A 26,204-nucleotide genomic window follows, 5' to 3' on the forward strand; every position below is an offset into this window, starting at 1 on the left:
GGCCTAACTGATAAACCCAGTCCAATATATGCAACACGAATGGTTAAGGTTACACCCGGCAGATAACCTGGTGGTTGCCCTAAGAGACTTACCCGCCGGACACCTGATCGAAGCTGCGGGCAAGCCCCTGCGGCTGGTCGAAGAAATTAAGGCTAAACATAAATTTACCGACCAGCTTGTTACCAAGGGCGAATTGCTGTATATGTACGGCGTTTTAGTGGGGAAGGCGCTGTCGGATATCCCCGCAGGAGCATTAATTCACACTGGCAACGTAGTACACGCCGCTCAAACCTATGTCTCCCGGGAGCAAGCCTATACCTGGCAGCCGCCCGACGTCAGTAAGTGGGAGAACCGTCAGTTTCTGGGCTACCACCGGGCCGATGGCTCGGTAGGCACGGCAAATTACTGGCTGGTTATCCCGCTGGTTTTCTGCGAAAACCGCAACGTCGAAGCCATACGTGACGCCATGGTGGAACAACTTGGCTACGGTCACCAACCGGATACGGTGGTTGACGTAAATACCCTGGTAGCCGCTTACCGAAAGGGGGCAGATGCGGAGGCTATCCTTAAACTGGATCCGCTGCGGAAGGGAGAAGAGGTACGCCCGGCAAGAGTGTTCCCTAACGTCGATGGGATAAAATTCCTGACCCACGACGGTGGCTGCGGAGGCATTCGCCAGGATTCAGAAGTTCTCTGCGAACTACTTGCCGGCTACATCAGTCACCCCAACGTAGCCGGGGCAACCGTACTAAGTCTCGGATGCCAGAACGCTCAGATCTCCTTACTTCGCAGTGCGTTGGAAAAACGTGGTGTGGCGGGTGAGAAGACCGTGTATTACCTCGAACAGCAAGCGAGTAAAAGCGAGCGTGCATTCGTCGCCCAGGCAGTGAAAGCAACCTTCGCCGGGCTCATGAAAGCAAATCTTTGCACCCGCGCGCCGTCGCCCTTATCTGCCCTCACCCTCGGACTGGAATGTGGCGGCTCCGACGGCTTTTCCGGCCTCTCTGCCAACCCGACACTCGGTCATGTTTCCGATATGCTGGTGGCCCTGAAAGCTAAAACCGTCCTGGCAGAATTTCCCGAATTGAATGGCGTGGAGCAAGAACTGATCGATCGATGTGAAACCACGGCCCTGGCCGACAAGTTCGCCAAATTGATGCGGTCCTATTCAGATGCAGCGGAAGCTGTTGGCTCCGGTTTTAAGAACAACCCTTCTCCCGGCAACATCCGGGACGGGCTAATCACCGACGCCATGAAATCCGCAGGTGCCGCCAAAAAAGGCGGGTCCGGACCGGTTTCAGACGTACTGGACTACGCGGAACCAGTCACTAAAACCGGATTGAATTTGCTGTGTACCCCCGGCAACGACGTGGAAAGCACCACCGGCCTGGCTGGCTCGGGCTGCAACCTGATCGTCTTTACCACCGGCCTTGGTACCCCTACGGGCAACCCCATCGTACCGGTGGTAAAAATGGCCAGCAACACGACACTGGCGGACCGGATGGCGGACATCATCGATTTCGACGCCGGACCCGTCATCACCGGACAACAAACCATCGAAGAACGTGGCGAAGCCCTCCTGGAATTGTTAATCGACGTTGCCTCGGGCACCACCCAAACCGCTGCCCAGCGATTAGGGCAGGATGATTTTATTCCCTGGAAACGTGGCGTTTCCCTTTAAACAAAACTAATGCTTAATCCCCAGGATTTTGACCGTCCACAACGCCCGTTGCGCATCCTCCAGTTTGGTGGTGGCAATTTTTTACGCGCCTTTGTGGACTGGATGATCGACGTGCTCAACGAGCAAACGGATTTCAATGGTGGTGTCGCCATCGTTAAGCCGACAAGCCGTGGTGATTACGACGAGCTCCGTGCGCAGCAAGGCCTTTTTACCGTTGCTCTCGACGGTATCCGGCAAGGGGAATTGATCGCAGACCGGCGGGTGGTGACCTGCATACAGCAGGTGATTCAGCCCTACCTTGACCGGGCGGCTTTCCTCGCTACGGCCGAGCTTCCGGAACTGCGGTTCATCATTTCGAATACGACAGAGGCTGGCATCCGCTTTCGGGAAGAACCGCTACCTGCGGAAGGAATGCCATCGGAATTTCCGGCTAAACTTTGCCTATGGCTGCACCACCGCTTTCAGTATTTCGGAGTAAAAGGGCGCGGGCGCGGGTGCATAGTTTTGCCTTTAGAACTTATCGAGAATAATGGGGACGAGCTCCGGGATTGTCTCCTCCGGTATGCCCGGCATTGGGGCCTGTCGGAAGCTTTTCAGCAATGGACGTTGGAGGAAAACTACTTCTGTAATACGCTCGTTGATCGGATTGTTTCGGGTTACCCGGCCGACCGCGCGGCGGCTATCGCCGCCGAAACCGGCCACGACGATCCTCTGCTGGTCGCCGGTGAATACTACCACAGTTGGGTCATTTCCGGCCCGGACCTGGTGGCCTTGGAACTGCCCTTCGGTAAAACAGACCTCAACGTCACCTTTACGGAAGACCTGGATGCCTACCGGGAGATCAAGGTGCGCATCCTTAATGGTGCTCATACCAGCATCGTCCCCACCGGCTACCTGGCTGGTCTGGAAACCGTGGGCGATGTGATGGCCGACGAAAAAATGAATGCTTTCCTCGAAGGTGTGCTTAACGACGAAATCATCCCCTCGCTGGATTACCCGAAAGCCGAGCTGAAAGCATTTGCCGCCGACGTGCTCGACCGCTTCCGCAACCCAAGCATCCATCACAAACTGATGGACATTTCACTAAACTCCACCAGCAAATTCCGGACCAGGCTACTACCATCTTTGCTGGCCTACCAGGCTAAAAAAGGTACCCTCCCCACCGGTATTCTACGGGCCTTTGCAGCCCTGATCCGCTTTTACCGGGGAGACCGGAACGGTGAGTCCATCGCCCTGCGTGATGACGCAGGACGAATTGCCTTCTTAAAAGCGCAATGGGCCAACGTACTATCCGGACAACAAACGCTCCACCAACTAACCGGAAATGTACTCGGCCGGGCAGATTGGTGGGACATCGACTTGAATACAGTTCCCGGCCTGACCAGGGAACTTACCGAAGCCCTCAAAAAATACCAAGACTAAAGCAGCCGCCATGGATCTTAAACTGAAAGGAAAAGTCGTCGTAATCTCCGGTGCCGCAGGGCACCGCGGCAGTATTGGCGAAGTAATGATGCGGGCCATCGCCCGGGAAGGCGCCATTCCAGCCATCATCGACCGCAACGCCCGGGGCTTCGGCTACGTGGAGGAATTACAAGCTGAAGGCATTGACGCCGCCTTCTTTCAAACAGACGTAACCCAACCCGACCAGATTAAAGTGGCCGTTGACGGTGTCGTAGCTAAGTACGGCCGCATTGACGTGCTGATCAACAACGTCGGCGTCAACGACGGGGTAGGCCTCGATGGCAGCTACGAAGACTTCATGTACAGCTTGCGGCTGAATATGGTCAGTTATTTCCTGCTGGCGAAGCATTGCCTGCCGCAGCTGAAGGCGGCAAAAGGAAACATCCTTAATATCGGCTCCAAGGTAGGTTACACCGGGCAGGGCAATACCTCCGGTTACGCCGCGGCGAAGGGTGGGGTATTGGCCCTGACACGAGAATGGGCCGTAGACTTCGTTAAGTGGGGTGGTCGTTCTAACGCCATCATCATTGCCGAAAGCTGGACCCCCGCCTACGATACCTGGATCAACTCGCTGCCCAACGGGGCGGAAAAGCTAAAAGGCATTGTCGAGAAAATCCCGCTGGAAAACCGGATGACCACTCCGGAGGAGATCGCCAACACCGCCTTGTTCCTAATTTCCGATTGCGCTTCGCATACCACCGGCCAGCATGTGTTTTGCGATGGGGGGTATGTGCACTTGGATCGGTCTTTGTTGACGCAGGCGCCATAATTTTTGGGCCCATCAATCTTGTTCCCGGCTAACCGCCGAAGGCAGACGCGAAGCGAACCCGGTGCCGCCTTACAAAGCTCTGCGAGCTGAACAACTTTTTTAATTCGATCACGCACTACAAGACATACCCATTCATGGAAAACTCTAAAGCTTTAGTCCCCAAGCAATATCTCCTTCCCTTTATCATCGTTACCTCCTTGTTTGCCTTGTGGGGATTCGCCAACGATATTACTAACCCGATGGTTTCCGCTTTTAAGAAGGTGCTGGAGCTGGATAATACCAGTGCATCTTACGTTCAAGGTGCTTTTTACGTCGGTTACTTTTTCATGGCCCTTCCTGCGGCCATCTTTGCGAAGAAGTATTCTTATAAAAAAGCCATCATAATTGGTTTAGCACTCTATGCTATTGGTGCACTCCTGTTTTATCCAGCAGCAAAAACGGAAAGTTTTAGTTTCTTCCTGCTTTCGTACTTCGTGATCACCTGTGGACTGGCTTTTCTAGAGACAACTGCGAGTCCATATGTTATGACCCTCGGCTCAGAGGAGACCGCTACACAACGACTAAATTTGGCACAGGCGTTTAATCCCATTGGAGCGCTTGGTGGCCTACTGGTGGCACAGCAATTCATCCTGTCTAAACTCCGGGTGGAAGACCTTGGACATTCAGCCTATGAAGCGCTTCCAATAGGGGAGCGGCTAGGCCAAACTGCCGGAGACCTGGGAGCAAAAGCTTATGCCGCCTTAGATGCGACCGAGAGAGCTGGTATCCGGACGGAAGACCTGGCTACTATTCGTAACCCCTACGTTGTACTGGGCATCGCCGTGATTGGGATGTTAATCCTGTTTCTTCTGACCAAAATGCCGGAGAAAGAGGAAAAAGATGATGGCCTGGGAATTTGGGCAGCTCTGGGGCGATTATGGTCACAATATCGATTTGTTGGTGGCGTCGTTGCCCAGGCTTTCTATGTTGGTGCTCAGATTATGTGTTGGACTTACGTCTACCAGCTTGCTGAATCTATCGGTATTGCCAATGCGGATGCAGTGTATTACGCAGTAGCTGCATTGGTTATCTTTATGGTCGGTCGCTGGATAGGCACTTTCTTGCTTAAGTACTTCACTGGTGGTCGCCTCCTGTTCTTCTTTGCGGTCGGCGCAGGTGCCTTTACACTTTGTACCATATTCGTTCAGGGCATAACAGGTCTTTACAGTTTAGTGGGGGTATCTCTATTCATGTCCATCATGTTCCCGACCATCTACGGCATTGCCCTGGAGGGCCAGGGAGAAGACGCCAAGTTTGGAGCAGCTTTCCTTGTAATGGCTATTGTTGGTGGTGCGGCTATGCCCGTAATGCAAGGTAAAATTCTTGACATCGGTGGAGGAGGCTACACGGATACCCTGATCATGGGTGTTCCGGAAGTAAACTTCTCCTTCATCCTTCCCTTTTGCTGCTTTGTGGTTGTCGCAATTTACGGCCTGACGGTAGCGGGATATAAGGTGCAAGCAGCAACTGAAAACGACTAAACTCAGGATTCTATGTCAAACCGCCGCTTTTTTGCCTGTGATCTGAAAGATGATCCTGCCCTTATCGAAAAATACAAAACTTACCATGCCGCCGGCAACGCCTGGCCCGAGATAACCGAGAGTATTACCTCTGCGGGCATCACCGATATGGAGATATTCCTGGCAGGAAACCGGCTGTTCATGATCATGACGACCACGGATGATTATGACCCGGCGGCGAAAGCCGCCGCAGATGCCGCCAGCCCCAAAGTGCAGGAATGGGAAAGGTTGATGGATACCTTTCAGCAACGCTTGCCTTTTGCCCGCGATGGGGAGAAATGGGTGGAGATGGAAAGGATTTTTAAATTATAAAATCGAACCTTGTAAATTTACTTTTGGTTGTAGGGGGGGCAGTATTAACACCCCTCCTTATGAAACTTACGTTTTTTTCGCTTCTACTGGTCTTTACCGGAAGCCTCCAGCTTACCGCACAATTCTCCGACACTATAGCTCCTGCTTTTGGCGAGGAGGACTATGAAATTCACCGGGTAAATCGTTGGGTCAGTGCTCCATTGGTGATCATCGGGTCATACGCCAGCGCTACAAGGTTGCGGAGCTTACAGGACAAGCCAGTGATCACGCAGATAGAACTGGATGTGCTGAACCCTGACGATGTTGCAGGCATCGACCGGATCGCCCTGCGGCAGGACTTCAGTAAACATAAGCAGGCGGCCATCGTCTCCGACTACCTGTTCGGTGCCGGTCAACTGGCACCACTGGCACTGTTCGGTTGGAAGAAATACCGTAAAGACTGGATCAACATCGGTTTGATGTACCTCGAAGCACAAGCAACCCAGGGCCTGTTTTACGGCTACGCGCCGTTCGGCCCGACGAGCATTGACCGCTACCGGCCACGGGTATATTACGACGAAGCGGAGTTTGACTCCCGTACCAATGGCCAACAACGCAGCAGTACCTTCAGTGGGCACGTCAGCACGGCGTCTACCGGGTTTTATTTTCTGGCTAAGATGATCGACGATTATAACCCGGACCTTACCGGGGGACAAAAAGTGCTGCTTTATTCCGCTGCTTCAGTACCCGGATTGGCTACGGCCTACCTCCGGGTCAGGGCCGTAAAGCATTACCCAACGGATACAATGATTGGTTTGGGTGTTGGTGCCATCAGCGGTATCATGGTGCCGGAGTTTCACCGGTGGTGGGCGAAGCGCCACCGTACGAGGGCCATGGTCGCCCCGCTCTACGGCGGCGGAGCGGTTGGTGGCAGCTTTACCCTACACTTTTGAGTGAACTTGTTTCAGGTTAACCAAGTTCTCACCAGCATATTCAACCCCGCTCAATGAAAGCATCCTTACTTCCCTTGCTCCTTATTCTTTCCTTCTGCACCAGCGTCCGCGCCCAAATAAGTGATTCGCTGGAACCGCCTGCAAAGATCTATCGCGTCAAACCGCTGATCAGCCTTCCGGTGACCATCGCCGGCTTTTATTTTGGACAGGAAAAACTCAAAGATTTTCGGGAAAAGACGCCCCTTACCCAAATTGATCTTGATCTCTTGAATCCCGACGATGTCCCGGGTATCGACCGCATTGGTCTGCGGCAAGACTACGATAAGGCCGAAAGTGCGGCGAAGCTCTCTGATGCTTTTTTCATCGGTGGGCAGGTGGCCCCTTTCACCCTGTTCATCTGGAAAAAATACCGTGATGAATGGAAGGACATCACCATGATGTACCTCGAAGCACAAATGGTCCAGGGCCTCTTTTATGGCTATGCACCCTTTGGTCCTGCTGGTATTGATCGCCTCCGTCCCCGCGCCTTTTATGAAGAAGAAGAATTTGGCCAGCGGACCAACGGCAACACCCAGAACAGCACCTTCAGTGGGCACGTAAGCACGACGGCTACCGGCTGGTATTTCTACGCCAAGATCATCACCGATCATAACCCCGACCTGACTGGAGGCCAAAAAGCGCTGATCTATGGGGCGGCTTCCGTCCCTGGCATCGTCACCGGAATATTGCGGGTAAAGGCACTCAAACATTTCCCTACCGACTCGGCCATCGGCCTGGGAGTCGGTGCCTTCAGCGGCATCATGGTGCCAGAATTCCACCGTTGGTGGGAGAAGAAGCATAAGACTAAGGCGATGGTGACCCCGCTGTACGGGAATGGGGCCGCAGGGCTGGGGTTCTCGTTGGTTTTTTAACCCCCCTCCCAACCGTGCGCTTCGCGGCTGCCTGCGGCGGTCACACTGGTGAGGGCTACCGAAAACGCTTCGCGTTTTTAGCCAAATGTGACTAGGGTGAAAATAAAAACAGCCCTATTTTCACTACTATTCTTGTCTGGGCCCGCCAGTGAGAATAAAGACGATCCCAACGCTGAGGATTTTGCAAAGACAATTCAGCCTGCTCCCATTGCCGACACTTCAGAACGGATCCCGATCAAAGAACTTGAAGAGAAAAGCATCGAGGAGCTACGGAAGATTCCGCAAGTCTAGAATTTACCAGCGCCAGTGAGCATCGCACTACCGACTACGAACTACCCACTACTCCCTCCGAACCCGAATATTTCGAAACCGGCATAAATGCCCATGATCCTGTAAGCCCAGGTGTCCGGGTTTATCTTGGGCGTAGGTGGGGTAATCGGCAAATTTACTTTTGGCGTAGCGCGCTTTCCAGTCGTCGGAATACAGGTCGTATTCGATGACCAGGTTACCGTTCAGCCAGTGCTCCACGTGGTTGCCCTTTTTGGTGATACGCGCTTTGTTCCATTCCCCGATCGGGTTGCTGTGGTTGATCTTCTGCGGGTGCATATCATAGTTGGCACCGGTACATTGGGCCAGGGTAAGACCCTCGTATGTTGCTTTGTAAGTCTCGTCATCAAGCAGTTGGTATTCCGGAGCGGAGTGCCAGATGGGGGTGCTTTCGATTTCCTGAACGAGGTAGAAAATACCACTGTTGGAAGTGTCGGTGAGGGCAAACTCCACTTCCAGTTCGAAGTCGGTGAATTTATCCTTGGTGATAATATCCCCACCGAAGCCGTCTTCTTCGGTGCCGGAGTGCTCCACCATGAGTTCATCGTTTTCTATCCGCCAGCCCCTGGTGGGAAAGGTTGCTTTATTATAGCTGCGCCATTTGTCGGTGGAGGAACCGTCGAACAGGACTTCCCAGGTACTGGAGAAAGCAGGTGATTCCATCATCCCCGTATCGTCGGTTGCGGTGTCAACTGTTTTAGGGGCGGGGTCGCAGGTGCAAAGTAAGGACATTAAGAGCAGGGACAAGAGAGTTCTCATAGCGGTTAATTAGAAAATTCAGGTAAAACGTTTACATCGCTTTGGGATCGGTTAAGGTAGAAAAAAGTGGGTTTATCTCATTCCTGCAAAATTACTAGCTTTGGCCTGGGAGTCATTTTTTTTTCATTTGTGGATGTCTGTTCCATATCTGTCCCTGCTCCTTTACGCACGCTGAAACAGATTCAGCTAAAAGTCAGTATCCATGCTACCTATCCATACTACCGCCAAAGCCGATATCTCCTACCGTCATGTAGGCCGTACGGACGTTACCCGCTACGAGAAAATGCACGTGGAAGTTTTTGGAGATTCCGGTGACGCATCCGTTGCTGTTGCTCACGAGATTGCCGATCTGATTCGGGCCAAGGCTTATGCACGCCAGAAATGCGTGCTGGGGCTGGCCACGGGGTCTTCACCGATCCGGGTGTACGAAGAACTGGTCAGGTTACACAAAGAAGAAGGACTCAGCTTCAGCAACGTTGTCACTTTCAATCTCGACGAATACTTCCCGATGGACCGCTCAGACCATCGGTCCTACTGGTACTTCATGCACGAGCACCTGTTTAGCCACGTCGATATCGATCCGAAGAACGTTCACTTGCCCGATGGCCGGATCGAACTGGCGGATGTATACCAGCACTGTATGGATTATGAGCAGATGATCAACGACCACGGAGGACTCGATTTTCAGCTGCTGGGCATCGGCCGAACGGGGCACGTAGGTTTCAATGAGCCTGGTTCTAATCCCCGCAGCCTGACCCGACTAATCACCCTCGATCACCTGACAAGGGTGGATGCCGCTCCAGATTTTCAGGGAATGAATAATGTGCCTACCCGGGCCATTACGATGGGCATTGATACGATCAGGAAAGCCCACCGTGTGGTCCTCGTTGCCTGGGGACATAAGAAAGCGGGAATAGTCCAGACGGCGGTAGAAGGTCCCCGGACCGGAACCGTGCCCGCGTCTTACCTCCAGGACCATGAGAACCTGACCATTCTTCTCGACCAGGAAGCGTGCTCGGAACTCCGTCGTTTCAAAACTCCCTGGTTAGTGGGCCCCTGTACCTGGGACGACAGCCTTTCCCGAAAAGCCATCGTTTGGCTCTCTACCTACGTAGAAAAGCCGATCCTCAAGCTAACGGAACGCGACTACAATAATAACGGTATGTCTGACCTGCTCGCACGCGACGGTTCCGCCTATGAACTGAACATCCAGATGTTCAACATCCTGCAACATACCATTACCGGTTGGCCGGGGGGCAAACCGAACGTCGACGATAGCCAGCGACCAGAGCGGAAGGACCCGGCAAAGAAGCGGGTGATCCTCTTCAGCCCTCACCCCGACGATGACGTCATTAGCATGGGGGGCACCTTCCTCCGGCTGGTAGATCAGGGGCACGAAGTCCATGTTGCCTATCAAACAAGTGGCAACATTGCCGTATCCGATTTGGATGCCCTGCGGTTTGCTGAATTTGCGCAAGATTTTAACCAACGTGATCAGGTAGAGAACCCTGCGCTGGATGAAGCCATTGCAGCGCTGCGTAATCCTGACCCCAGCCGGGAGAAAGACCTGAAGGTTGTGCGAAGCATCAAGGGGTTGATCCGCCGCGGCGAAGCCGCAGCGGGTGCCAGGTTCTGCGGCCTGAATGATGATCAGATCCACTTCCTGGATATGCCCTTTTACGAAACGGGAAAGAGTAAAAAGAACCCCATCAGCCAAGCTGATATAGATATCGTGATGAACCTGATCAGGGAGGTGCGGCCGCACCAAATCTTTGCTGCCGGAGACCTGGCTGATCCGCACGGTACGCACAAGGTCTGCCTCGACGCCATCTTCGCCGCACTGGATCAACTGAAGGGAGATAAGGCGATTAAAGACACCTGGCTTTGGCTTTATCGGGGAGCCTGGCAGGAATGGCCAATTAACGAGATTGAAATGGCCATCCCACTCAGTCCGCAAGAAGTTGAAAAGAAGCGTCAGGCTATTTTCTTCCACCAGAGCCAGAAAGATGGGGTAATGTTCCAGGGAGAAGATGACCGAGAGTTCTGGCAGCGTGCCGAACAGCGGAACCGGGAGACGGCGCGGGCCTACAACCAACTTGGGCTTACGGAGTATGAGGCGATTGAGGCGTTTCGGCGGTGGCGGTTTTAACTGCGTTCGCAGTTACAAGTTGCAAGTTACAAGTTGCAAGTTGCAAGGTCGCTTACGCTCCCATTGCAGGTTGCAGCTACCGCATGAGGCAGCTCGCTGTGCTCGTAAAACGAGGTTTCTGTCAAAAAAAACACCAAAAAATTCGCTGAATTGCCTGCGGCAATTTTTTTTGTGCAACCCCTGCAACCCCTGCAACCCCTGCAACCCCTGCAACCCCTGCAACCCCTGCAACCCCTGCAACCCCTGCAACCCCTGCAACCCCTGCAACGGGAGCGAAGCGACCCCCGCAACGTTACCAAACCAATAAAACCCCGTCCCATAACCAACTCTGTCCCTCAAGACATTGTCTTTCCCCCATGCTAAGATTACTTTTTGCGCTTTTTCTTTTTGCACTTTCTCCTTTCTCCCTTTCCACCTTGTCGGCTCAAACCCCGCAGTTGGTGGCGAAGCTGGACAAAAGCTGGGAGAAGCAACAACGTTGGACGGAACTGAACAACCTCGATGGTCGCTTCCGTGTAGTGACGCCGTCAGAACTAACGCATAAGGTTGATACAGTGGAGACGGCGGTTGGGGAGCAGGTGTACCATACTTTCTTTTTACAGGTACCGGACAAGAACGAAGCGGAAAACATCATTTATGCACTCAGCTACGTCGATTATCCTGCAGGGAGTATCCACCATGATAGTCTGGAGCTGGTCAGTGAATTCCTGGTAAGTACCGAAGAAGAAGCAGCAATTGCTGTGGGAGGAGAAGTGATCTATGCTACAGACAAAGTGATCTCGGGCTACCCCGCCCGTCAGTGGCGGATTGATTACCCAAGTAAAGGGGGGACCGCCAGCGCGCGTACACTTGCCGGCGTTGCCGGCAACCGGTACTACGAACTAAAGGTTTTTAGCCTTCAGGCTGCAGGACTTAATAAGAGCGCTGACCGGTTTTTTGACTCAGTACGGTTGTTTGCACCGCCTTTTTAGTCGGGTAATCGAGTAATTTATACTTAAATAGTCCGCCCGTTCAGCTTGTTGGGGCATGTTGGGTGGCTATTACTTTCGTATCCTTTTCGACTTTGCGCTGAACCTACCGGCTACGACCTGCATTGTACGAGGGTAACTAACCAACGCCCATGTCAAAGCAACTTTACCTCGTCGCCAAATTTGAACTCGACAACGCCGATAATTTCGCACCTATTTTCGCTAAGCACGCCGCAGATAGTCGCCGTAAGGAAGGCTGCCTCTTCTTTTACCTTATCCGTGACCGTGAAGACCCGAGCCAGTTTGCCACGATGGAATGTTGGGATACTTATGCAGACTTTGAGGCCCACGTAGCCGACGCAGAACACGATGCTTTCTTCAAGCAAATCAAGCCTTTATTCCGGAAAGACCCGGAGGTAATGGAGGCGGATCTGCTGATGGGGATGGAGTAGGTAATTAAGGGCGAGGGCTTTCAGCCCGAGAGCGAACGGGGCCGTCAGGCTCCCGGAGCGGGTGCTTGCGATAGCTTGCATGTGTGACATCTGCCAATGTCGCTATACTCTCTTGCCCGAGCTCGGACTATAATTCCTCTACCGGAGGTGTGGAGGCTTCCAGGCTTGGTCTGGGGTACCCCGCCACCAACAAAAGAAACACGCAAAACATCGTTACTCCCGCAGAGGTCTCCAGGGTGTTCTCCACAAGGCAACTCAGGAAAAAGACACTCCAGACCGCCAGGTAAACGGGCTTTTTGTGCCTTACGCCAATCCACCCCAATACCAAAAAGCTTCCCAGGGTAACCAGGCCGCCCAGCAGGCCACTACCGGCCAGGGCGCTGACGAACTGGTTGTGTGGCCGTTTCCCTTCCACGCCGGGGAGCACCTCCGCAAACCGGGCATCCATTTCCTGGAGAAGGTTCCCTGGTCCTACGCCCACAAGTGGATGGTCTTGCCAAACCTCTAAGCCCAGCCGGAGGCTGGTCAGGCGTCCCCCGTCGCTATAATCCCCTTTGTCTTCCGCCGGGTTACGATGAAATAGTTCGTACCGGGCATAGTTGATCTTGGTTTGGAAACTGGGAACTGCCACATAAGCAACTACCGGTAACGCTGCCAGGCCAATCAGCCCAACTACCGCAGGCCACCACGTCCCCCGTTCCCACGCAAGGGCCAGCACCAGCACGCCAATACCGCCGTAAGCTCCGGCCAGTCCACTTCTGACGGCCAGGAAATGCTGCCCGATGAATAGTAAGCCGCCAGTCACCAGCCAGATTTTTCCCCAACCAAAAGTATTCAAACGGAAAGCGCCAACGCTAAGCAGAGTAGCCAGCGCTACCAGCAAGCTGAAACGAATATGGTTGCGAGGTACCGGCATGGCCTGTCCTCGCCTGATCATATCGTTGATTTCGGCGAAATTGAGGGAGTAGTTAACCATTACCGCCACCAAAACGCCCAGAACGAACAGCGCGAACCCGCCAAACAGCCAACCGCGTTCGCGGGCACTGAAAACTGGTAGGCCGGGCCAGACAATGGGAAGTGCCAGCAGAGGGACCTTTATGCGTAGTCGCTCCGTGAAATACCCCCAATCTTCGGTTTGCCAGATTCCAACTACTAATAGTAAGTAAAGCGAGGTTATGGCCCAGAACATTGGTGAGCGAAGGGCCATCACAAAATTCTGCCGCCAACGCGGGTTGATCCCTTTCAGCGGATCCAATAATCCGAGGATCACCAGCGAAATCAAACCTACGGAGATGAAAGGAGGAGAAAAGATAAGCCCGAAAAAGACGCCGGCGACCATCAGTATGGTCAGGTAATAGCGGGCAATTTCAACGTTGTCGCGGGAGAACAGGGGCATAGTAAGAGGTGGTTGATCTGCTTTTGCTTTGCGGTGCAGTAACGGCGAAAGTACTACTCAATCGTTTCCTTTGAAGAACAGATACGCTAAACCTGTAGGACGTTGTATTACGGCAGGACTAAGCGCTGTTTCCTGCCTGGAAGGAAACAAAATTCCGGAGAACCATTATCCTTTCTCCTTTTGCTCCTTCTCTCCTTTCTCTGCACCTGCGGCCGCGCCTGCAAGAGAATAAGCGAATTTAAGAATAAGTGAATAACCGACGTCGGAATAGCCTTCAGCGTCATGTCTGTTCGCCCATGGTGAGCGCCCGCAGGGCGGTGAACGGTAGCAGCGGTAGCTCATTCACCCCTTCACTTTGCACCTGCGACCGCGCCTACTGACCCTACGCCTCACCGGAAACGGAAAAGTACCGCAACTTCCGGACTTCGCCATCCTTTCCATGCAAACGCTTTTGTATCAAAAAACTATCTTTGCGGCAATATGGCACATGAAGTATTTGACCGGGTAGAAGCCCTCATTAAAGATATCGAACAAGCTACGGCTACAACGCCCGAAGCTGTGGAAGCATTTCGCATCCGTTATCTCGGTACCAAGAACGTATTGAAGCCGCTTATGGGCGAGATGCGTAACATCCCGAATGAGCAGAAGCGTGATTTCGGACAGTTGGTAAACCGGGCCAAGGAAGTAGCGCAGGCTAAATTCGATGCTTTACAGGCGGCCACCGCAGCACAAGCAGGCGCGGACGCAGGTGCAAAGTTCGACCTTTCGGCCCCTGCGGAGCCGTTGCCCCTGGGCAGCCGGCACCCAATCGCCCTGACGATGCGGCGCATCATCAGCATCTTCGAACGCATCGGATTTACCGTTGCCGAAGGCCCCGAGGTGGAAGACGACTGGCACAACTTCAGTGCTATGAATACCCCCGAAGATCACCCGGCCCGGGACATGCAGGATACCTTCTACGTAGCCGCTGGCATGCCCGCCGGACCGGATAACGCAGACATGCTGCTGCGTACCCATACCAGTTCCGTGCAGGCCCGCACGATGGAAAACCAACAGCCTCCCATCCGGATCATCGCTCCTGGTCGCGTGTACCGAAACGAAACGATCAGTGCGCGTAGCCACGCCCAGTTCCACCAGGTGGAAGGCTTATACATTGCCGAAAAAGTCAGCTTTGCCGACATGAAGGCAACGCTGCTGCACTTCGCCCGGGAAATGTATGGTGACAAGACTAAAATACGCCTTCGCCCAAGCTACTTCCCCTTCACCGAACCAAGTGCAGAAATGGACATTTGGTGGGGACTCGAAAGTGAGCACGATCATCGGATAACCAAAGGCACCGGCTGGCTGGAAATCCTTGGCTGTGGCATGGTTGACCCCCAGGTGTTGATCAATTGCGGTATCGATCCCGAAAAATATACGGGCTACGCCTTCGGCATGGGTATTGAGCGGCAAGCCATGTTGCTCTATAACATTACGGACATCCGCCTGATGTTTGAAAACGATGTACGGTTCCTTAAGCAGTTCGCCGGGGTACTTTGAGCCGCGCAACGGCTTTCGAGTTGTTCACAACCCGACAACCCGATAACCTGACAACCTCACTGTCCTTAAACAGAGCCATGGATCCTTACTCTGGGCTGATCATGCGCCAGGTGCTGTGTTTAATTACGGAGCAGGCCGTCTCTCTTTGCTTTTTTGTCTTCCATCCCTGTACCTGCGACCGCGCCTGATGCTTTTCCGGAGCAGCTGAAAAAGGTAATAGCTATTTGCTTGATTTACTGTTTGCCGATCCTAGTTATATGCCTACCTTCGTCCCTTAACCAAACCATCCCTCCATGATCAGCTACTATGCCTCCCGCAACGGCCGTCTGGAAGAGATGGAACAGCTGGAAGATCACTGCTGGATTTGCCTGACGCCGCCTTTTGCCGCCGAGGAGCTTGCCCGCGTTGCTAATGATTTCGAGTTGCCGCCTGACTTCCTTACTGACCCACTGGATACCGACGAACGCTCCCGCTACGAACGGGAAGACGGTGCACGTCTTATTGTTGTCAATACGCCGGTGCTCTCGCAGGTCGACGGTGACAATGAAGGCATTTACATCACCGTTCCAATTGGTATCATCCTGGCGGATGATCATCTGATCACCATTACTTCATCTGCAAATCACCCGGTCTTACGGTTGTTTATCGAAAATAAGATCAGGAACATTGACCCGGCTCTGCGGTCCCATTTTGTTCTGCGCATCTTTGAGCACACGGTTTATCGTTTTCTTACCTGCCTGAAGCGCCTCAACGTGAAGCGGAACCTGATTGAGCAGGAGCTTTATGAAAGCAGCCAGAACAAGGAATTGAAACAGCTGCTGAGCATCGAAAAGTCGCTGGTCTATTTCATCAATGCGCTTAATGGTAACGAACTGTTGAAGATGAAAATGAAGCGCACGGATTTTCTGGAGATACGCCATGACGAGGACCAGGCAGATCTGTTTGAAGACATCATTATTGATAACGGCCAGGCTTTGGAAATGGCCAATATCTACATCAATATCCTCAACGGAACGATGGATGCTTACGGTTCCATCATCTCGAATAACCTCAACATCACCATTCAGCGGCTTACGCTCATCACGATTGTGCTTACCGTGCCAATGGTCATCGCCAGCTTTTTCGGGATGAACGTTACCGTGCCTTACGAGCAGGGAGGGAGCCTGCTGGCCTTCATTGGCATCATTGTCCTCTCCATCATTCTGAGCTTTGCCGTTATCTACTATTTCCGGCGTAAACGAATGTTTTAGGACGCGCTTTTGAGGAACCATTAAGAACACTCAGGCATTAAGTTCTATTTAGAAACTAAACGAAAGGCACTTTATATACCCTGGCTCGGAGGTCCTTTGCTAGTTTTCCTTTCATTCTTATCATGATAAGGGCGCGGTCGCAGGTGCAAAGTGAAGGAACAAGGAGCAAAGGACTAAGCCCCACGATGTTTCGAAGTTGAGATTTACAAAAAAAGCCGCCGGCTTCCATCAGGATGCCGGCGGCTTTTTTTTTTAGCGTCAACGGTTAATTGACCATCCTGCAGCGTTACCGAAGAATAGAGATATTACCCTGCTGGATGAGCTCTTGCCCCGTAGGACAAATAACCCGCAGCCAGTAGCCGTACACATCCGGTTCGAGATCGTCTCCTTCGATGGTGCCATCCCATGTTTCGAAGATGTCATCACTGGAGTAGACTTCCTGCCCCCAGCGGTTAAAGATGATGAAACGGAATTCGGAGATTTGGCTCGCGAAATTGGACCGTACCTGCATCACGTCGTTCTGGTTGTCTCCGTTCGGAGTGAAAGCATTCGGAACGTAAATGTGTTCAACGTCACAAAGTGGGTCTTCCACCCGAACTTCGATTTCGATGATCTGCATACAACCACCACGGGTTACTTCTACTTCATAGATGAGTACTCCGGCTTCGTCAGGAGTAGCCGTTACGATTGCGCCGGTGTTGGGCGTTAAGCTACCGTTGGGCGGGAACCATTCGTAAGTACAATCGTCACAACCTTCAACGGAGAGGGTAGTGCTTTCGCCCAGGAAGATATCGGCGGGGTCCGCCATGCCCGTAACGCCTGCGAAGTCTTCTACGGTGATGGTGATCTCGCGCATAACACTACAGCCGGTAGCGGGGTCCGTAGCGGTTACGGTAACAACGGTGTTTCCACTGCCCACAAATACGGGGTTCAGCGGGTCGGAATCATCGATTGCGCCTGCGGGCTCGTAGGTATAGTTGAGGTTGCCTGATGGCCCCTGAGGGCCGAAGATGGAAGGCGTCTGATCGGTACAGGTTGCCACCGCGTCGAGCGGGAGGCCTGCCGTTAATTCAGAAACCGTTACCGTCACGGGGATTACCTGGGTACATTCAGATGACGGATCAGTAGCCTGACCATACACCAAATAAGTTTGTCCGGGTTCGCTGGCTTCCACCACGTAGGTAGTACCGGTGCCAACCTGATTGGTCAGGTCTACATCGCTGAACCAGGCAATCTCGACGTTTTCATTAACGGAACTGCCGGTGATCGTTACGTTACCGGGGGCACAAAGCGTGGTGTCTTGTGGCATGGCCATAAAACTGATCTCGGGGGATACATCAACGGAAATTTCCTGTGTACTGCTACACCCGGTAGCGGGGTCAGTGATGGTGACCATCAGCGTACCGTCTTCCTCAAAAGTGCCTATGGGATTCGCAGGATCAGTGAGGTTCAGATTATCGGAAGGAACCCATTCGTAGGTGTAACCTTCTACTGCCGGGCCGCCGTTAATGATAAACTGATCTTTGAAACAAGGCTGGATGACATCATCGTATGCATTAGGCGTAAACGGTATGGTCGTTACCGTAACGGGGATCATCTGAGTGCATGCAGAAGTTGGATCAGTTGCCTGGCCGTAAACTGTATAAGTTTGTCCGGGGTCATTGGCCGCTACCACGAAGGTTGCACCGGTACCTACCTGATTAGTTAGTTCAGCATCACTGAACCAAACTATCTCAACGTTATCGTTGACGGAACTACCGTTGATGGTTACGTCACCAGGGATACAGATCGAAGTGTCCTGTGGCATGACCATGAAGCTGATCTCAGGCGCAACCTCAACGGAGATTTCCTGTGTGCTGCTACATCCGGTAGCGGGGTCCGTAATGGTCACCATCAGGCTACCGTTTTCGTCAAACGTTCCAACGGGGTTTGCAGGATCAGTAAGGTCAAGGCCATCGGAGGGAACCCATTCATAGATGTAACCATCCACTGCCGGGCCTCCGGTAATGGTAAACTGATCGGCAAAGCAAGGCTGGATGACGTCGTCATATTCATTTGGCGTAAACGGTGTAGCCATTATTGTAACGGTGATCATCGTATCACAACCAAATTGATTGGTAACCGTCAGTTGTAAGTCTACTGACCCTTCAGCGGGAGAGGTTATGTTGACGAATTCGTTGGTCAGTGGTCCAGTGATGATGGCATTCGCTCCCCATTGGTAGCTAAGGGTATCATTCAGGTCAAAATTAATGGCCCGAACAACGGTGTCAGTGGCTGAACAGAAGGTCAGTCCATCTACACCAACATCAATGCCGGCGTCAACCTGATTGTTAATGAGGACGACCGTGTCACGTTCCATACATCCGAACTGATTAACTGCGGTGATTACTATCGTGTCCCGGCTGTCAGGATTGAGGGTGAAGGTGCCTCCGGTACCGAGTACATTCCCATCAAGATCGGTGTAAGTAATGTCCACATCGGTATTGGTGGTGATGTCGGCCGAAATATCAACGGGGTTACCACAGGTGGTAATTGATGGGAGGTCGATTACACCGCCGCCTGAAATCGGACCATCCGGCCCACTGATCACAAGCCTGATACTGTCGGCAATGATAACTGTAACTGTATCGGTATTGGAACAGTTAAAGTCTGCTGCATCGGTCGTCACGGAGACGATGTATTGACCGGGAGTGCTGGTGGTCGGGTTTACTTCATTGGCTCCGAAGTCAGGAGCAGGAGTCCACGTGTAGGTGAGGTCGCTGCTGCCACCAGGATTAAGTTCCGTTGATTCTCCGGGGCAGATGACAATTTCGTCAGCCAGGCTAACTACGGCTAAATCCACCGTGATGCTGGTGTCCAGCGATGAAGTACAATCATCGGCTGAGGTTACCATTAGGCTGGCGGTTACTGTCCCTGATCCGTCAACAGTGACTGAAGGGTTGGCATCCGTACTGGAAGTTGGGGTTACACCGGTAAAGGTCCAACTGTAAGTTAGGTTGGCACCCGTAGCATTAAGGCTATTATCGGAGAAATTCAACGACGCTGATCCGTTGTCACAGTCTCCCAGGCTGATCTCCATATCTGCCACCAATACAGCATCGAATGTAGTGACATCCCGGGTTACACTGAGGACACAGTCCTGATCATAGATCAGGGAAAGGGTGACGGTGTAGGTGCCTGGAGTAGCGTATACATGCGTAGGATTGGTTTCGGTGCTGGTTGTTCCGTCTCCGAAATCATAGAGGTAACCAAAGGTTATAGTGCTGTTGTTGGTGAAATCTACGGAAAGACCGTCACAATTAACCGCTGCATCGAATGCAAGGGAACCGGTATCATCAATTAAGATGATCTGGACATCTTCGGTCACGGAACAGTTGTACTGGTTCGTAATTACAACGGAAGCAGTGTAGTCGCCTGGCGTGCCAATGAATACGGGATTCGCAGAATTAATGGTTGCCGGATCAAAAATGTTGGCCGGTGTCCAGCTGTAGGTCAGCACATCGTTTGGATCGAGGTTGTTTACCGCGAGCGTAACACCGTCGGAAAGACAGGTAAGTACGGTGTCTGGTAATGAAACGTCCACAGGCCCTCCACTAACCGTGAAGATGATGGAGTCCATACAATTCTGAGCGTCTGTCGCAATCAGTAAGTAATCCGCCTCTCCACTTACATCGACGGTATAAGTATTGCCAGTACCAACCTGAGTTCCGGCCGCATCAAACATGACAATATCCGCATCAACTGCAGTAGTTGCAGTGAAGGTCGTTGTTGGATCACAGATTGGTCCGCCACCGATCACCTGGAGATTAATGTTCGGAGCTACGTTCAGTCTTATTTGAGCATTTACTTCACAAACGGTACCGTCACTGTTTTCGTTAGTGATGGTTACAGAATAGACAGTGGTATCCGTTGGCGTGAAGGTTGGTTGATTTGAGTTAATGTCGTCAATTCCGGTAGCGGGGCTCCAGAGGTAGGTATAAGAAGCGTTTCCCGGAGTCGGTAACTGTATGGACTCTCCAAAGCAAATATCAAGTTCAGCCGGAAGGTCAATGTTGTCGAATTCGGAAGCCATAAGGGTTTTACAAGTCCGATTCGAACAGCCCGTAGGGTCAATAATGGTAACACAGTATTCACCGCCGGCACTCACAGAAACGGAGTCGGTGGTTGCACCATCTACTCCGGGGCCTTCCCAGAAAAAAGTAGGCGTACCTACAACACCGAAATCAGAAGCCCGCAAGATGGCTGTTTGACCTTCGCAGATGTTGTCAGGACCAGAAATGTTGGCGCTGATTACCGGAACGCGTGCACGGAACTGTGAGCGACTGTTAGCGAACCACCAGGTATTGAGGGTGCTTTTGTCACCATAGCCCATGGTCTCGCTATCGTTGAAAGTGTTACAGGTCCCGCCTGGGTTAAGCTGGAAGTTATCCCACGTACGGCAGTTATCATCACAAACACAACCATCGCGGTTGTCTTTGATTGCTCCGGTACCAGGGTCTTCGGGAATTTCCCGGTCATCGTAGTAGAGGATATTGGAACTAATGGTCTGGTCGCAGGTGGGGCGAATGGTTTGTACACAGAAACCGTTTTTCATGAATTCCACATCGTAGGCCGACCAGTGCTGGACGCCCTGAGCATAGGTGATGTAAACATCAACGGTGTCGGTAAAGTCTACTTCGGTGCTGTCTCCACGTAGTCCGTTCCAGGGTATACAAGTACTGAGGGAATCAGCATTAAACTCATAAACCAGGGTAACGTCGGTGCTGTTATCGTCCAAAACACCATTACCATTAAAGTCGAGCAGGATATTAACCTGTCCCGGTAGTGTTACTTCCACGTCAAGGCAGTATGGCGCATCACTACCTCCACAAATGAAGGATTCTCCGGCGATTACTTGTCCGCAAACACCGTCGGGAAATATTTCCATGTCGGGTAGGGAGAGGAAAATCTTATGTTGTCGAGCATTAACGGTAGCGTTAGCGTTAGGAACAGATTTTCGATCTTCGGCCAGATCACCGGTGTTGCCCGGACCTGAGCTATTGAAGGCAATATTGAAAGAAAGTCCCTGGAACCCAGCTCCCTCAAAATCAATTAAGGAGACGAAGCCATCTTCGGTATAACTGTAAAGCTTACCATTAAATTCCCGGTCCCAAACACAATCGGGTGGGGTAGTACCGGTCACTTGCGGTGTGCGGAACGCCCAACCCCGGGACCATACCCGCCCTTCAACCGGTTGTTCATCTCTGACGACGGTAAAGTCCCAGAAAGGAATATTTACCCGGCTATCACCGTCGGCAGAAACATCATCGAATTCGATGTAATAATCGCCGGCTTGTCCCGGACGGAAAACATACATGAATTCTCCGCCTACCTGCTGGGTAGTGTCATAGATCCCATATTCAGCCTCAGCATACGAGTTTACGTTTGCGTTGAGGTTCGTCAGGGTGAAAGGTCCATGGACTACAGGGTCAGTACCTCCGGGGTTGTCCCTCCGGATACGAAACTGGTACCGACTTGAAATCGTGTTGCTGAAAGGAACGCCGTCATTGGTATATTCCGGAGCAAGACCGAGGTAGAGCACCTCGTCTGCGCGCCCGATGGAGATATAAAGACGACCTTCTTCAGGGCCGCCATAATCCGCAAACCGATTAAAGCCTTCTCGGCCTGTTTCCAGTAGAACTGGAGCGTCAGCAGCTGTTGGAGCTACGTCTTTGATGCCACCGGCATAAAGGGTAGTAAAAGTCAATAAGCATAGTATTGGAATAAACCAACTACCAGCGAAACGAGGAGAAAGAATTTTTTTCACGGTTACGATACTTTAATTGTAAGGCTGGAGGGAGGTTATTTTTTCTTGGAGGATAAGCCATTGCGAAGCATTACCCGGCGTTCAAGAGAGGCGATCGTACTGTAAATAGATTCGCGCTCTCTGTCGATCCGTTCATAAATCTTGTCCAGGTTAGCAGTGGTTTCACCCAAAGCTGCTTCTGTAAAGGTGAGTTGTCCACTCTTAATAAACTTAGCAAGTGCTTTATTACGGTACTCCTGGAAGAAGTTCTTCAGAGACATATTTCTACGGGCACTTAAGCGACGGTTATATTCCGTCGGTGCACGAGGACTGGCGTACCCCTGAAGCTCAAGGGTAAAGCTTTTACCACTACGGAGATGTAGAATCAGCGCATCGGAAAAACGAGAAAGCTGTTTCCAGCCAGCTTCTACTTCCTGGTCGAAGAACTGATCAATGTCGCCTCGAACGAGGAACGCGTCTTCAGTACTCATGTCCGTACTGGCTTCGGCTTTGAAGTCATTGCGCCGCATTACATAAGGGCGGTAAGTTTCGTCGTAAGCCATTTTTGTTGTCAACGATATGGCATCCGGGTCGGGGTGGTCATTATCGAAGTAAACTTCAAAAGGGAGGAATTCATTGATGTCGTCACTAAATAGTGGTACATAGTAGACAAGTTTTCCTCCGCCATCAATTAAGTCCTGCTGCGTGAATCTAAGCGTATCCACCCGTGGGAAATAACCTGATCTACTGGTGTTAAGCACGAAAGGTTGATCGAGGTTAACGGTGTAGTAGTAGTCATTACCTTCGGTATTGGTTGATTCCGAGACCAGGCTGCCGTCAGCTTTAAGGAGTCTGAGCGTAGCATTGCTCAGCGGTTCGTCGGTCCGACCGTCAATGACGTATACTTCCAATGATTGGCCCAGGTACAGATCACGTCTGATGTTGCCACCTCCGTCATTCGGATCGTAGCCACGCAGGTCAACTTCGGTAGTAGCCTTGCCAAAACCCGGCTTAGTTGCTTCTACCAGGTAGTTTTTACCAATCTCCAGGTCAAAATGTCCTTCGTTGGCTAAAGGATCAGTGATTTCTTCAATCAGGGTCAGCTTTCCATCTTCACCAACGGTGAACAGTTTGATAGTGGTTCCGGGCAGTTCGGACTCATCTACATTATTGAAGGTGAATACATCAAGAACAACTTTAGGATTAAGCTCAAGCCTGCGCTCAATGAAGGCCAGGTCTTTCAATTCAGGGCTTGAAAGGTCGAACTCATCAATAACACTGGTAAAGCCATCCTTTTCAGCCGTCAATCGATACATGGCACCTTGCTCAACTTTGAAATTGAACTCGTTGTCCTCCAGGTTGATAACTTCTTCGATGAGTTCCGGTCCATCCGGAGTAATCTTATATAACTTAACCGTTGCTCCGATGAGTTCATCTTTGGTCAGCTTGTTAAAAGTCAAGGCCTGTAAGTCAATTCGGGGGTCGGGCGTGAACTCATAAAGGTCATAACAACAAACATCTCTTTCGCTGGAATAGAAAATAGCTTCACTATCCGGCTTACGGCTACTTACGTAAGCCTGGTCCGGGTCGTCAAAACGCGTATAATAGGCCTCATCTGCGGACGTATTTATGGGCGCTCCAATATTTACCGGGCGACGAAATCTACCGTCGATCAGAAAGGATTTGTATATGTCAAGACCACCGAAAGTGAAGCGGCCATTAGTTGCGAAGTAGAGTGTTTGACGGGGAGCATACCAAAAGGGAGAGGCTTCGTCACCTGCGGTGTTTACGGAGGAAAGGTTTTCCGGCGTGCCAATTGTTCCATCCGAAGAAAGAGAGGCACGGTATAGGTCAAGACCTCCCTGACCACCTGGTCTATCTGATGCGAAATACAGGTATTCTCCACCTTTAGTCGCGTCAAACCCGATACTTGGTTGTGTAGTGCTATAGTTCGATTGGTTGATGTCGGTCTTTACGGGGTTAGACCATTTTCCGTCCGTACCCACATCAGCTCTATAGACATCACAGATCATCTCGTCGTAGTTCCTGAAGTCACAGACGGAGTAGTAGACCTTTGTCATTGCCTTGTTAAAAGCTGTATGGGCGACATTCTTTCCAGGAAGATTGATTGTAGCGGGCAATGGGACTGCAGTTGCTTCTCCCGTTTGACGAAGAATCCTGCTGAGCATCCGTCTTGGTGTAAGAGAATCCTGCTTGTATTCGAAGCTGTTGGAAGAGAAGTAACGGGTTCCGTTAGGACCGCGGGTATACATAATATCGGAATCAGGCGTATTGATACCCGCGGGAAGGTGACGTAACTGAATATCTTCTGCACGAGTCATGGCATCAATGGCCCAGTCAGCATCATTTATCTGAGCCAACGCTGTAGAACGGTAAGCCTCCGGAGCCCGGGGCTGGTCATCGAGGAACTGTTGGAAATAAGCAACTGCCTGATCGTACCTTCCTTGTCGGAAAACTGCTTGACCAAGGTAGTATTTAGTAAGAGGGTACTTGCTAATGCTAGGGTCACTCTGCAGTTTAACCAGGTATTTTTCAGCCTCTGTATAGGCTGTAGACCGGTAAGCGGCGGTTCCGGTTTTATAGTAAACTTCGCCAATTCGATCTTCGTATTCATTATCTTCTTGCCAGTCGTCCTCTGCTGCAATGGCATAAAGCCGATAGGCATTATAGTGGTCATCGCGAGCGGAAGCCATATCCGCAGCTTCGATATAACCAGTGAAAGACTGAGTCTGAGCCTGTAATCCCGTTAATGACAGGAGGAAAAAGGTAGTAAGTATGTAAATTCTTTTCATCGGTATCTAATTGGGCGGGTTTAGATTAAGGGGCAGACCTTAAATTCAGGAAGCGGCCGGACTTTTCTAATGAGGTAGCGTACGGACAATTCCATGCCGCCTCTGTTCTCGGTCGCGATGTCAAACTGGCTGGTGTTAAAATCATAATTCAAACCTACTTTGAGGTTGTTGTAACTCACTTCAAAGGTCGGCCAATAAGCATCCTGGATTTTATCGCGACGAAGGCCCATGCCAGCCATCAGGCTGATTTGTTTACCCAGTGTATTCTTCACCCATACTTTGCCACCCAGCATCATTACTAATTCATCGTAAAACGACCCCTGGTTCTGATAAGTGATGCCGGCAACCGCATCAACGGAAGGAAGTACTTGTAAAGTGCCGGTCACGTACGGACTTAGCCGTCGTTCAAGAGGAACCTTAAAGTCGTCATAGAAGGCCTGGTCGGGGGTGAGAAGGTGATGCAGCGCAACGCCTAGATCAAGTTTGGTCCTCCGGTCATTCCGAAAAACTAACTCACTGGTCTGCTTTGACTGCAAACGAAGGTTTATGCCAATACTGAAGTCCGGGAAAATGTGACCATCAGAGTCAAAGGCTTCTCCAGTAGGTAATCCAAGATTAACGTCACCGCGTAATTCATCGAAGTTGTTATTGAACCTGAGATTTCCCTGATCAAAAGACCGTTGGATCAGCGCTGCCTTACCTCCAACGGAAAGTATGGCTTTGGGAGAGAAGACCTTGGTGTAGGAAAGGTTGAGGTCAAGATTCGCCCAGGTAAGTTTACTATCACCAGCACGGTCATAATTAAAAACGACACCACCGGAGAAAAAGCCATCCTTATTGATAACCTTAAGGAACTTCTTATCTACCGCAAGCGTAACGGTCTTATAGTCTACCGGGACATCTGTCCATTGAGACTTATAATTGCCCATCGCTCTGATGTCTCCTCTGAATATTCCCGTAAGTGCTGGGTTCAGATGAAGGGGAGCATTGTAGAATTGGGAGTAATGAAAATCCTGAGCAAAGCAGGTACCCGACAGTGTTGCGAAAAGCAACACCGCCATTAGCAGGCGCAAGGGATGCATAGAAAATAGACTTAGAGGAGTGGAAGATGTAAACATGGTCAATAAAACGGGTAGCAGTC

The 26,204-nt window shown here is 51.5% G+C and carries 18 protein-coding genes; 13 read left to right on the top strand and 5 right to left on the bottom strand.

What is annotated here, in order from left to right:
• Nucleotides 1-28: 28 nt before the first annotated feature.
• The 8 genes from B036_RS0122655 (at nucleotide 29) to B036_RS30610 (ending at nucleotide 7,916) form a co-directional block, all read left to right on the top strand.
• A complete protein-coding gene (locus B036_RS0122655) occupies nucleotides 29-1,681 on the top strand; it encodes a UxaA family hydrolase (RefSeq protein WP_020571036.1) in 1,653 nt (550 codons plus the stop codon).
• A 9-nt stretch (nucleotides 1,682-1,690) separates the two neighbouring features.
• Nucleotides 1,691-3,103 (top strand): tagaturonate reductase, encoded by a 1,413-nt coding sequence (locus B036_RS0122660; RefSeq protein ID WP_020571037.1) that lies wholly within the window; start codon nucleotides 1,691-1,693, stop codon nucleotides 3,101-3,103.
• Between the two features lie 10 nt (nucleotides 3,104-3,113).
• Nucleotides 3,114-3,911: an SDR family oxidoreductase gene (locus B036_RS0122665; protein ID WP_020571038.1), complete on the top strand. Its 798-nt coding sequence runs from the start codon at nucleotides 3,114-3,116 to the stop codon at nucleotides 3,909-3,911.
• A gap of 134 nt (nucleotides 3,912-4,045) precedes the next feature.
• Entirely contained in the window at nucleotides 4,046-5,431 is a 1,386-nt protein-coding gene (fucP, locus tag B036_RS0122670) for an L-fucose:H+ symporter permease (RefSeq protein WP_020571039.1), read from the top strand.
• A gap of 12 nt (nucleotides 5,432-5,443) precedes the next feature.
• On the top strand, nucleotides 5,444-5,782 hold the full coding sequence (locus tag B036_RS0122675) for an L-rhamnose mutarotase (RefSeq protein WP_020571040.1): 339 nt from the start codon (nucleotides 5,444-5,446) through the stop codon (nucleotides 5,780-5,782).
• Nucleotides 5,783-5,841: 59 nt separating this feature from the next.
• A complete protein-coding gene (locus tag B036_RS0122680) occupies nucleotides 5,842-6,714 on the top strand; it encodes a phosphatase PAP2 family protein (RefSeq protein WP_020571041.1) in 873 nt (290 codons plus the stop codon).
• Nucleotides 6,715-6,767: 53 nt separating this feature from the next.
• Nucleotides 6,768-7,625, top strand: coding sequence for a phosphatase PAP2 family protein (locus B036_RS0122685; RefSeq protein WP_020571042.1), 858 nt, complete (start codon nucleotides 6,768-6,770; stop codon nucleotides 7,623-7,625).
• A gap of 132 nt (nucleotides 7,626-7,757) precedes the next feature.
• Nucleotides 7,758-7,916: a hypothetical protein gene (locus B036_RS30610; RefSeq protein WP_020571043.1), complete on the top strand. Its 159-nt coding sequence runs from the start codon at nucleotides 7,758-7,760 to the stop codon at nucleotides 7,914-7,916.
• Nucleotides 7,917-7,964: 48 nt separating this feature from the next.
• On the opposite strand, the gene B036_RS30615 is transcribed toward B036_RS30610, so the two are convergent.
• Entirely contained in the window at nucleotides 7,965-8,711 is a 747-nt protein-coding gene (locus B036_RS30615) for a 3-keto-disaccharide hydrolase (protein ID WP_071596801.1), read from the bottom strand.
• Nucleotides 8,712-8,913: 202 nt separating this feature from the next.
• Between B036_RS30615 and nagB the strand changes: the two genes are divergently transcribed.
• The 3 genes from nagB to B036_RS0122715 all read left to right on the top strand — a co-directional run bounded on the left by nagB (nucleotide 8,914) and on the right by B036_RS0122715 (nucleotide 12,280).
• On the top strand, nucleotides 8,914-10,860 hold the full coding sequence (gene nagB / locus B036_RS0122700) for a glucosamine-6-phosphate deaminase (protein ID WP_020571045.1): 1,947 nt from the start codon (nucleotides 8,914-8,916) through the stop codon (nucleotides 10,858-10,860).
• A 356-nt stretch (nucleotides 10,861-11,216) separates the two neighbouring features.
• Nucleotides 11,217-11,831 (top strand): hypothetical protein, encoded by a 615-nt coding sequence (locus B036_RS0122710; RefSeq protein WP_026232263.1) that lies wholly within the window; start codon nucleotides 11,217-11,219, stop codon nucleotides 11,829-11,831.
• 149 nt (nucleotides 11,832-11,980) lie between these two features.
• Complete coding sequence (locus B036_RS0122715; protein WP_020571048.1) at nucleotides 11,981-12,280, top strand: putative quinol monooxygenase; 300 nt, start codon at nucleotides 11,981-11,983, stop codon at nucleotides 12,278-12,280.
• 127 nt (nucleotides 12,281-12,407) lie between these two features.
• Here B036_RS0122715 and B036_RS0122720 read toward each other — a convergent pair whose 3' ends face one another.
• Entirely contained in the window at nucleotides 12,408-13,676 is a 1,269-nt protein-coding gene (locus tag B036_RS0122720) for an O-antigen ligase family protein (protein WP_020571049.1), read from the bottom strand.
• 480 nt (nucleotides 13,677-14,156) lie between these two features.
• Here B036_RS0122720 and pheS point away from each other — a divergent pair, with 480 nt between their 5' ends.
• Entirely contained in the window at nucleotides 14,157-15,215 is a 1,059-nt protein-coding gene (gene pheS / locus B036_RS0122725) for a phenylalanine--tRNA ligase subunit alpha (protein WP_020571050.1), read from the top strand.
• Nucleotides 15,216-15,508: 293 nt separating this feature from the next.
• Nucleotides 15,509-16,465, top strand: a complete 957-nt coding sequence (locus B036_RS0122730) for a magnesium transporter CorA family protein (protein WP_020571051.1) — start codon at nucleotides 15,509-15,511, stop codon at nucleotides 16,463-16,465.
• A gap of 286 nt (nucleotides 16,466-16,751) precedes the next feature.
• Here B036_RS0122730 and B036_RS0122735 read toward each other — a convergent pair whose 3' ends face one another.
• The 3 genes from B036_RS0122735 to B036_RS0122745 are packed head-to-tail and all read right to left on the bottom strand — an operon-like array spanning nucleotide 16,752 to nucleotide 26,145.
• The gene (locus tag B036_RS0122735; protein ID WP_157472326.1) at nucleotides 16,752-22,271 is read right to left on the bottom strand and encodes a gliding motility-associated C-terminal domain-containing protein; all 5,520 of its coding nucleotides are present in this window, start codon (nucleotides 22,269-22,271) and stop codon (nucleotides 16,752-16,754) included.
• A 35-nt stretch (nucleotides 22,272-22,306) separates the two neighbouring features.
• The gene (locus tag B036_RS0122740; RefSeq protein ID WP_020571053.1) at nucleotides 22,307-25,063 is read right to left on the bottom strand and encodes a PD40 domain-containing protein; all 2,757 of its coding nucleotides are present in this window, start codon (nucleotides 25,061-25,063) and stop codon (nucleotides 22,307-22,309) included.
• A 20-nt stretch (nucleotides 25,064-25,083) separates the two neighbouring features.
• Nucleotides 25,084-26,145 carry a PorP/SprF family type IX secretion system membrane protein gene (locus tag B036_RS0122745; protein ID WP_044103547.1) on the bottom strand — a complete coding sequence of 354 codons (1,062 nt, stop codon included), beginning with the start codon at nucleotides 26,143-26,145 and terminating at the stop codon, nucleotides 25,084-25,086.
• Nucleotides 26,146-26,204 lie beyond the last annotated feature (59 nt).

It is taken from the genome of Neolewinella persica DSM 23188 (assembly GCF_000373105.1).
Lineage (GTDB): Bacteria > Bacteroidota > Bacteroidia > Chitinophagales > Saprospiraceae > Neolewinella > Neolewinella persica.

Coding starts and splice junctions, on each gene's coding strand:
- B036_RS0122740 (WP_020571053.1), bottom strand. CDS start 25,063: ATGAAAAGAATTTACATACTTACTACCTTTTTCCTCCTGTCATTAACG.
- B036_RS0122675 (WP_020571040.1), top strand. CDS start 5,444: ATGTCAAACCGCCGCTTTTTTGCCTGTGATCTGAAAGATGATCCTGCC.
- B036_RS0122715 (WP_020571048.1), top strand. CDS start 11,981: ATGTCAAAGCAACTTTACCTCGTCGCCAAATTTGAACTCGACAACGCC.
- B036_RS0122665 (WP_020571038.1), top strand. CDS start 3,114: ATGGATCTTAAACTGAAAGGAAAAGTCGTCGTAATCTCCGGTGCCGCA.
- B036_RS0122685 (WP_020571042.1), top strand. CDS start 6,768: ATGAAAGCATCCTTACTTCCCTTGCTCCTTATTCTTTCCTTCTGCACC.
- B036_RS0122655 (WP_020571036.1), top strand. CDS start 29: ATGCAACACGAATGGTTAAGGTTACACCCGGCAGATAACCTGGTGGTT.
- B036_RS0122660 (WP_020571037.1), top strand. CDS start 1,691: ATGCTTAATCCCCAGGATTTTGACCGTCCACAACGCCCGTTGCGCATC.
- pheS (WP_020571050.1), top strand. CDS start 14,157: ATGGCACATGAAGTATTTGACCGGGTAGAAGCCCTCATTAAAGATATC.
- B036_RS0122730 (WP_020571051.1), top strand. CDS start 15,509: ATGATCAGCTACTATGCCTCCCGCAACGGCCGTCTGGAAGAGATGGAA.
- B036_RS30615 (WP_071596801.1), bottom strand. CDS start 8,711: ATGAGAACTCTCTTGTCCCTGCTCTTAATGTCCTTACTTTGCACCTGC.
- fucP (WP_020571039.1), top strand. CDS start 4,046: ATGGAAAACTCTAAAGCTTTAGTCCCCAAGCAATATCTCCTTCCCTTT.
- B036_RS0122710 (WP_026232263.1), top strand. CDS start 11,217: ATGCTAAGATTACTTTTTGCGCTTTTTCTTTTTGCACTTTCTCCTTTC.
- B036_RS0122720 (WP_020571049.1), bottom strand. CDS start 13,676: ATGCCCCTGTTCTCCCGCGACAACGTTGAAATTGCCCGCTATTACCTG.
- B036_RS0122745 (WP_044103547.1), bottom strand. CDS start 26,145: ATGCATCCCTTGCGCCTGCTAATGGCGGTGTTGCTTTTCGCAACACTG.
- nagB (WP_020571045.1), top strand. CDS start 8,914: ATGCTACCTATCCATACTACCGCCAAAGCCGATATCTCCTACCGTCAT.
- B036_RS0122680 (WP_020571041.1), top strand. CDS start 5,842: ATGAAACTTACGTTTTTTTCGCTTCTACTGGTCTTTACCGGAAGCCTC.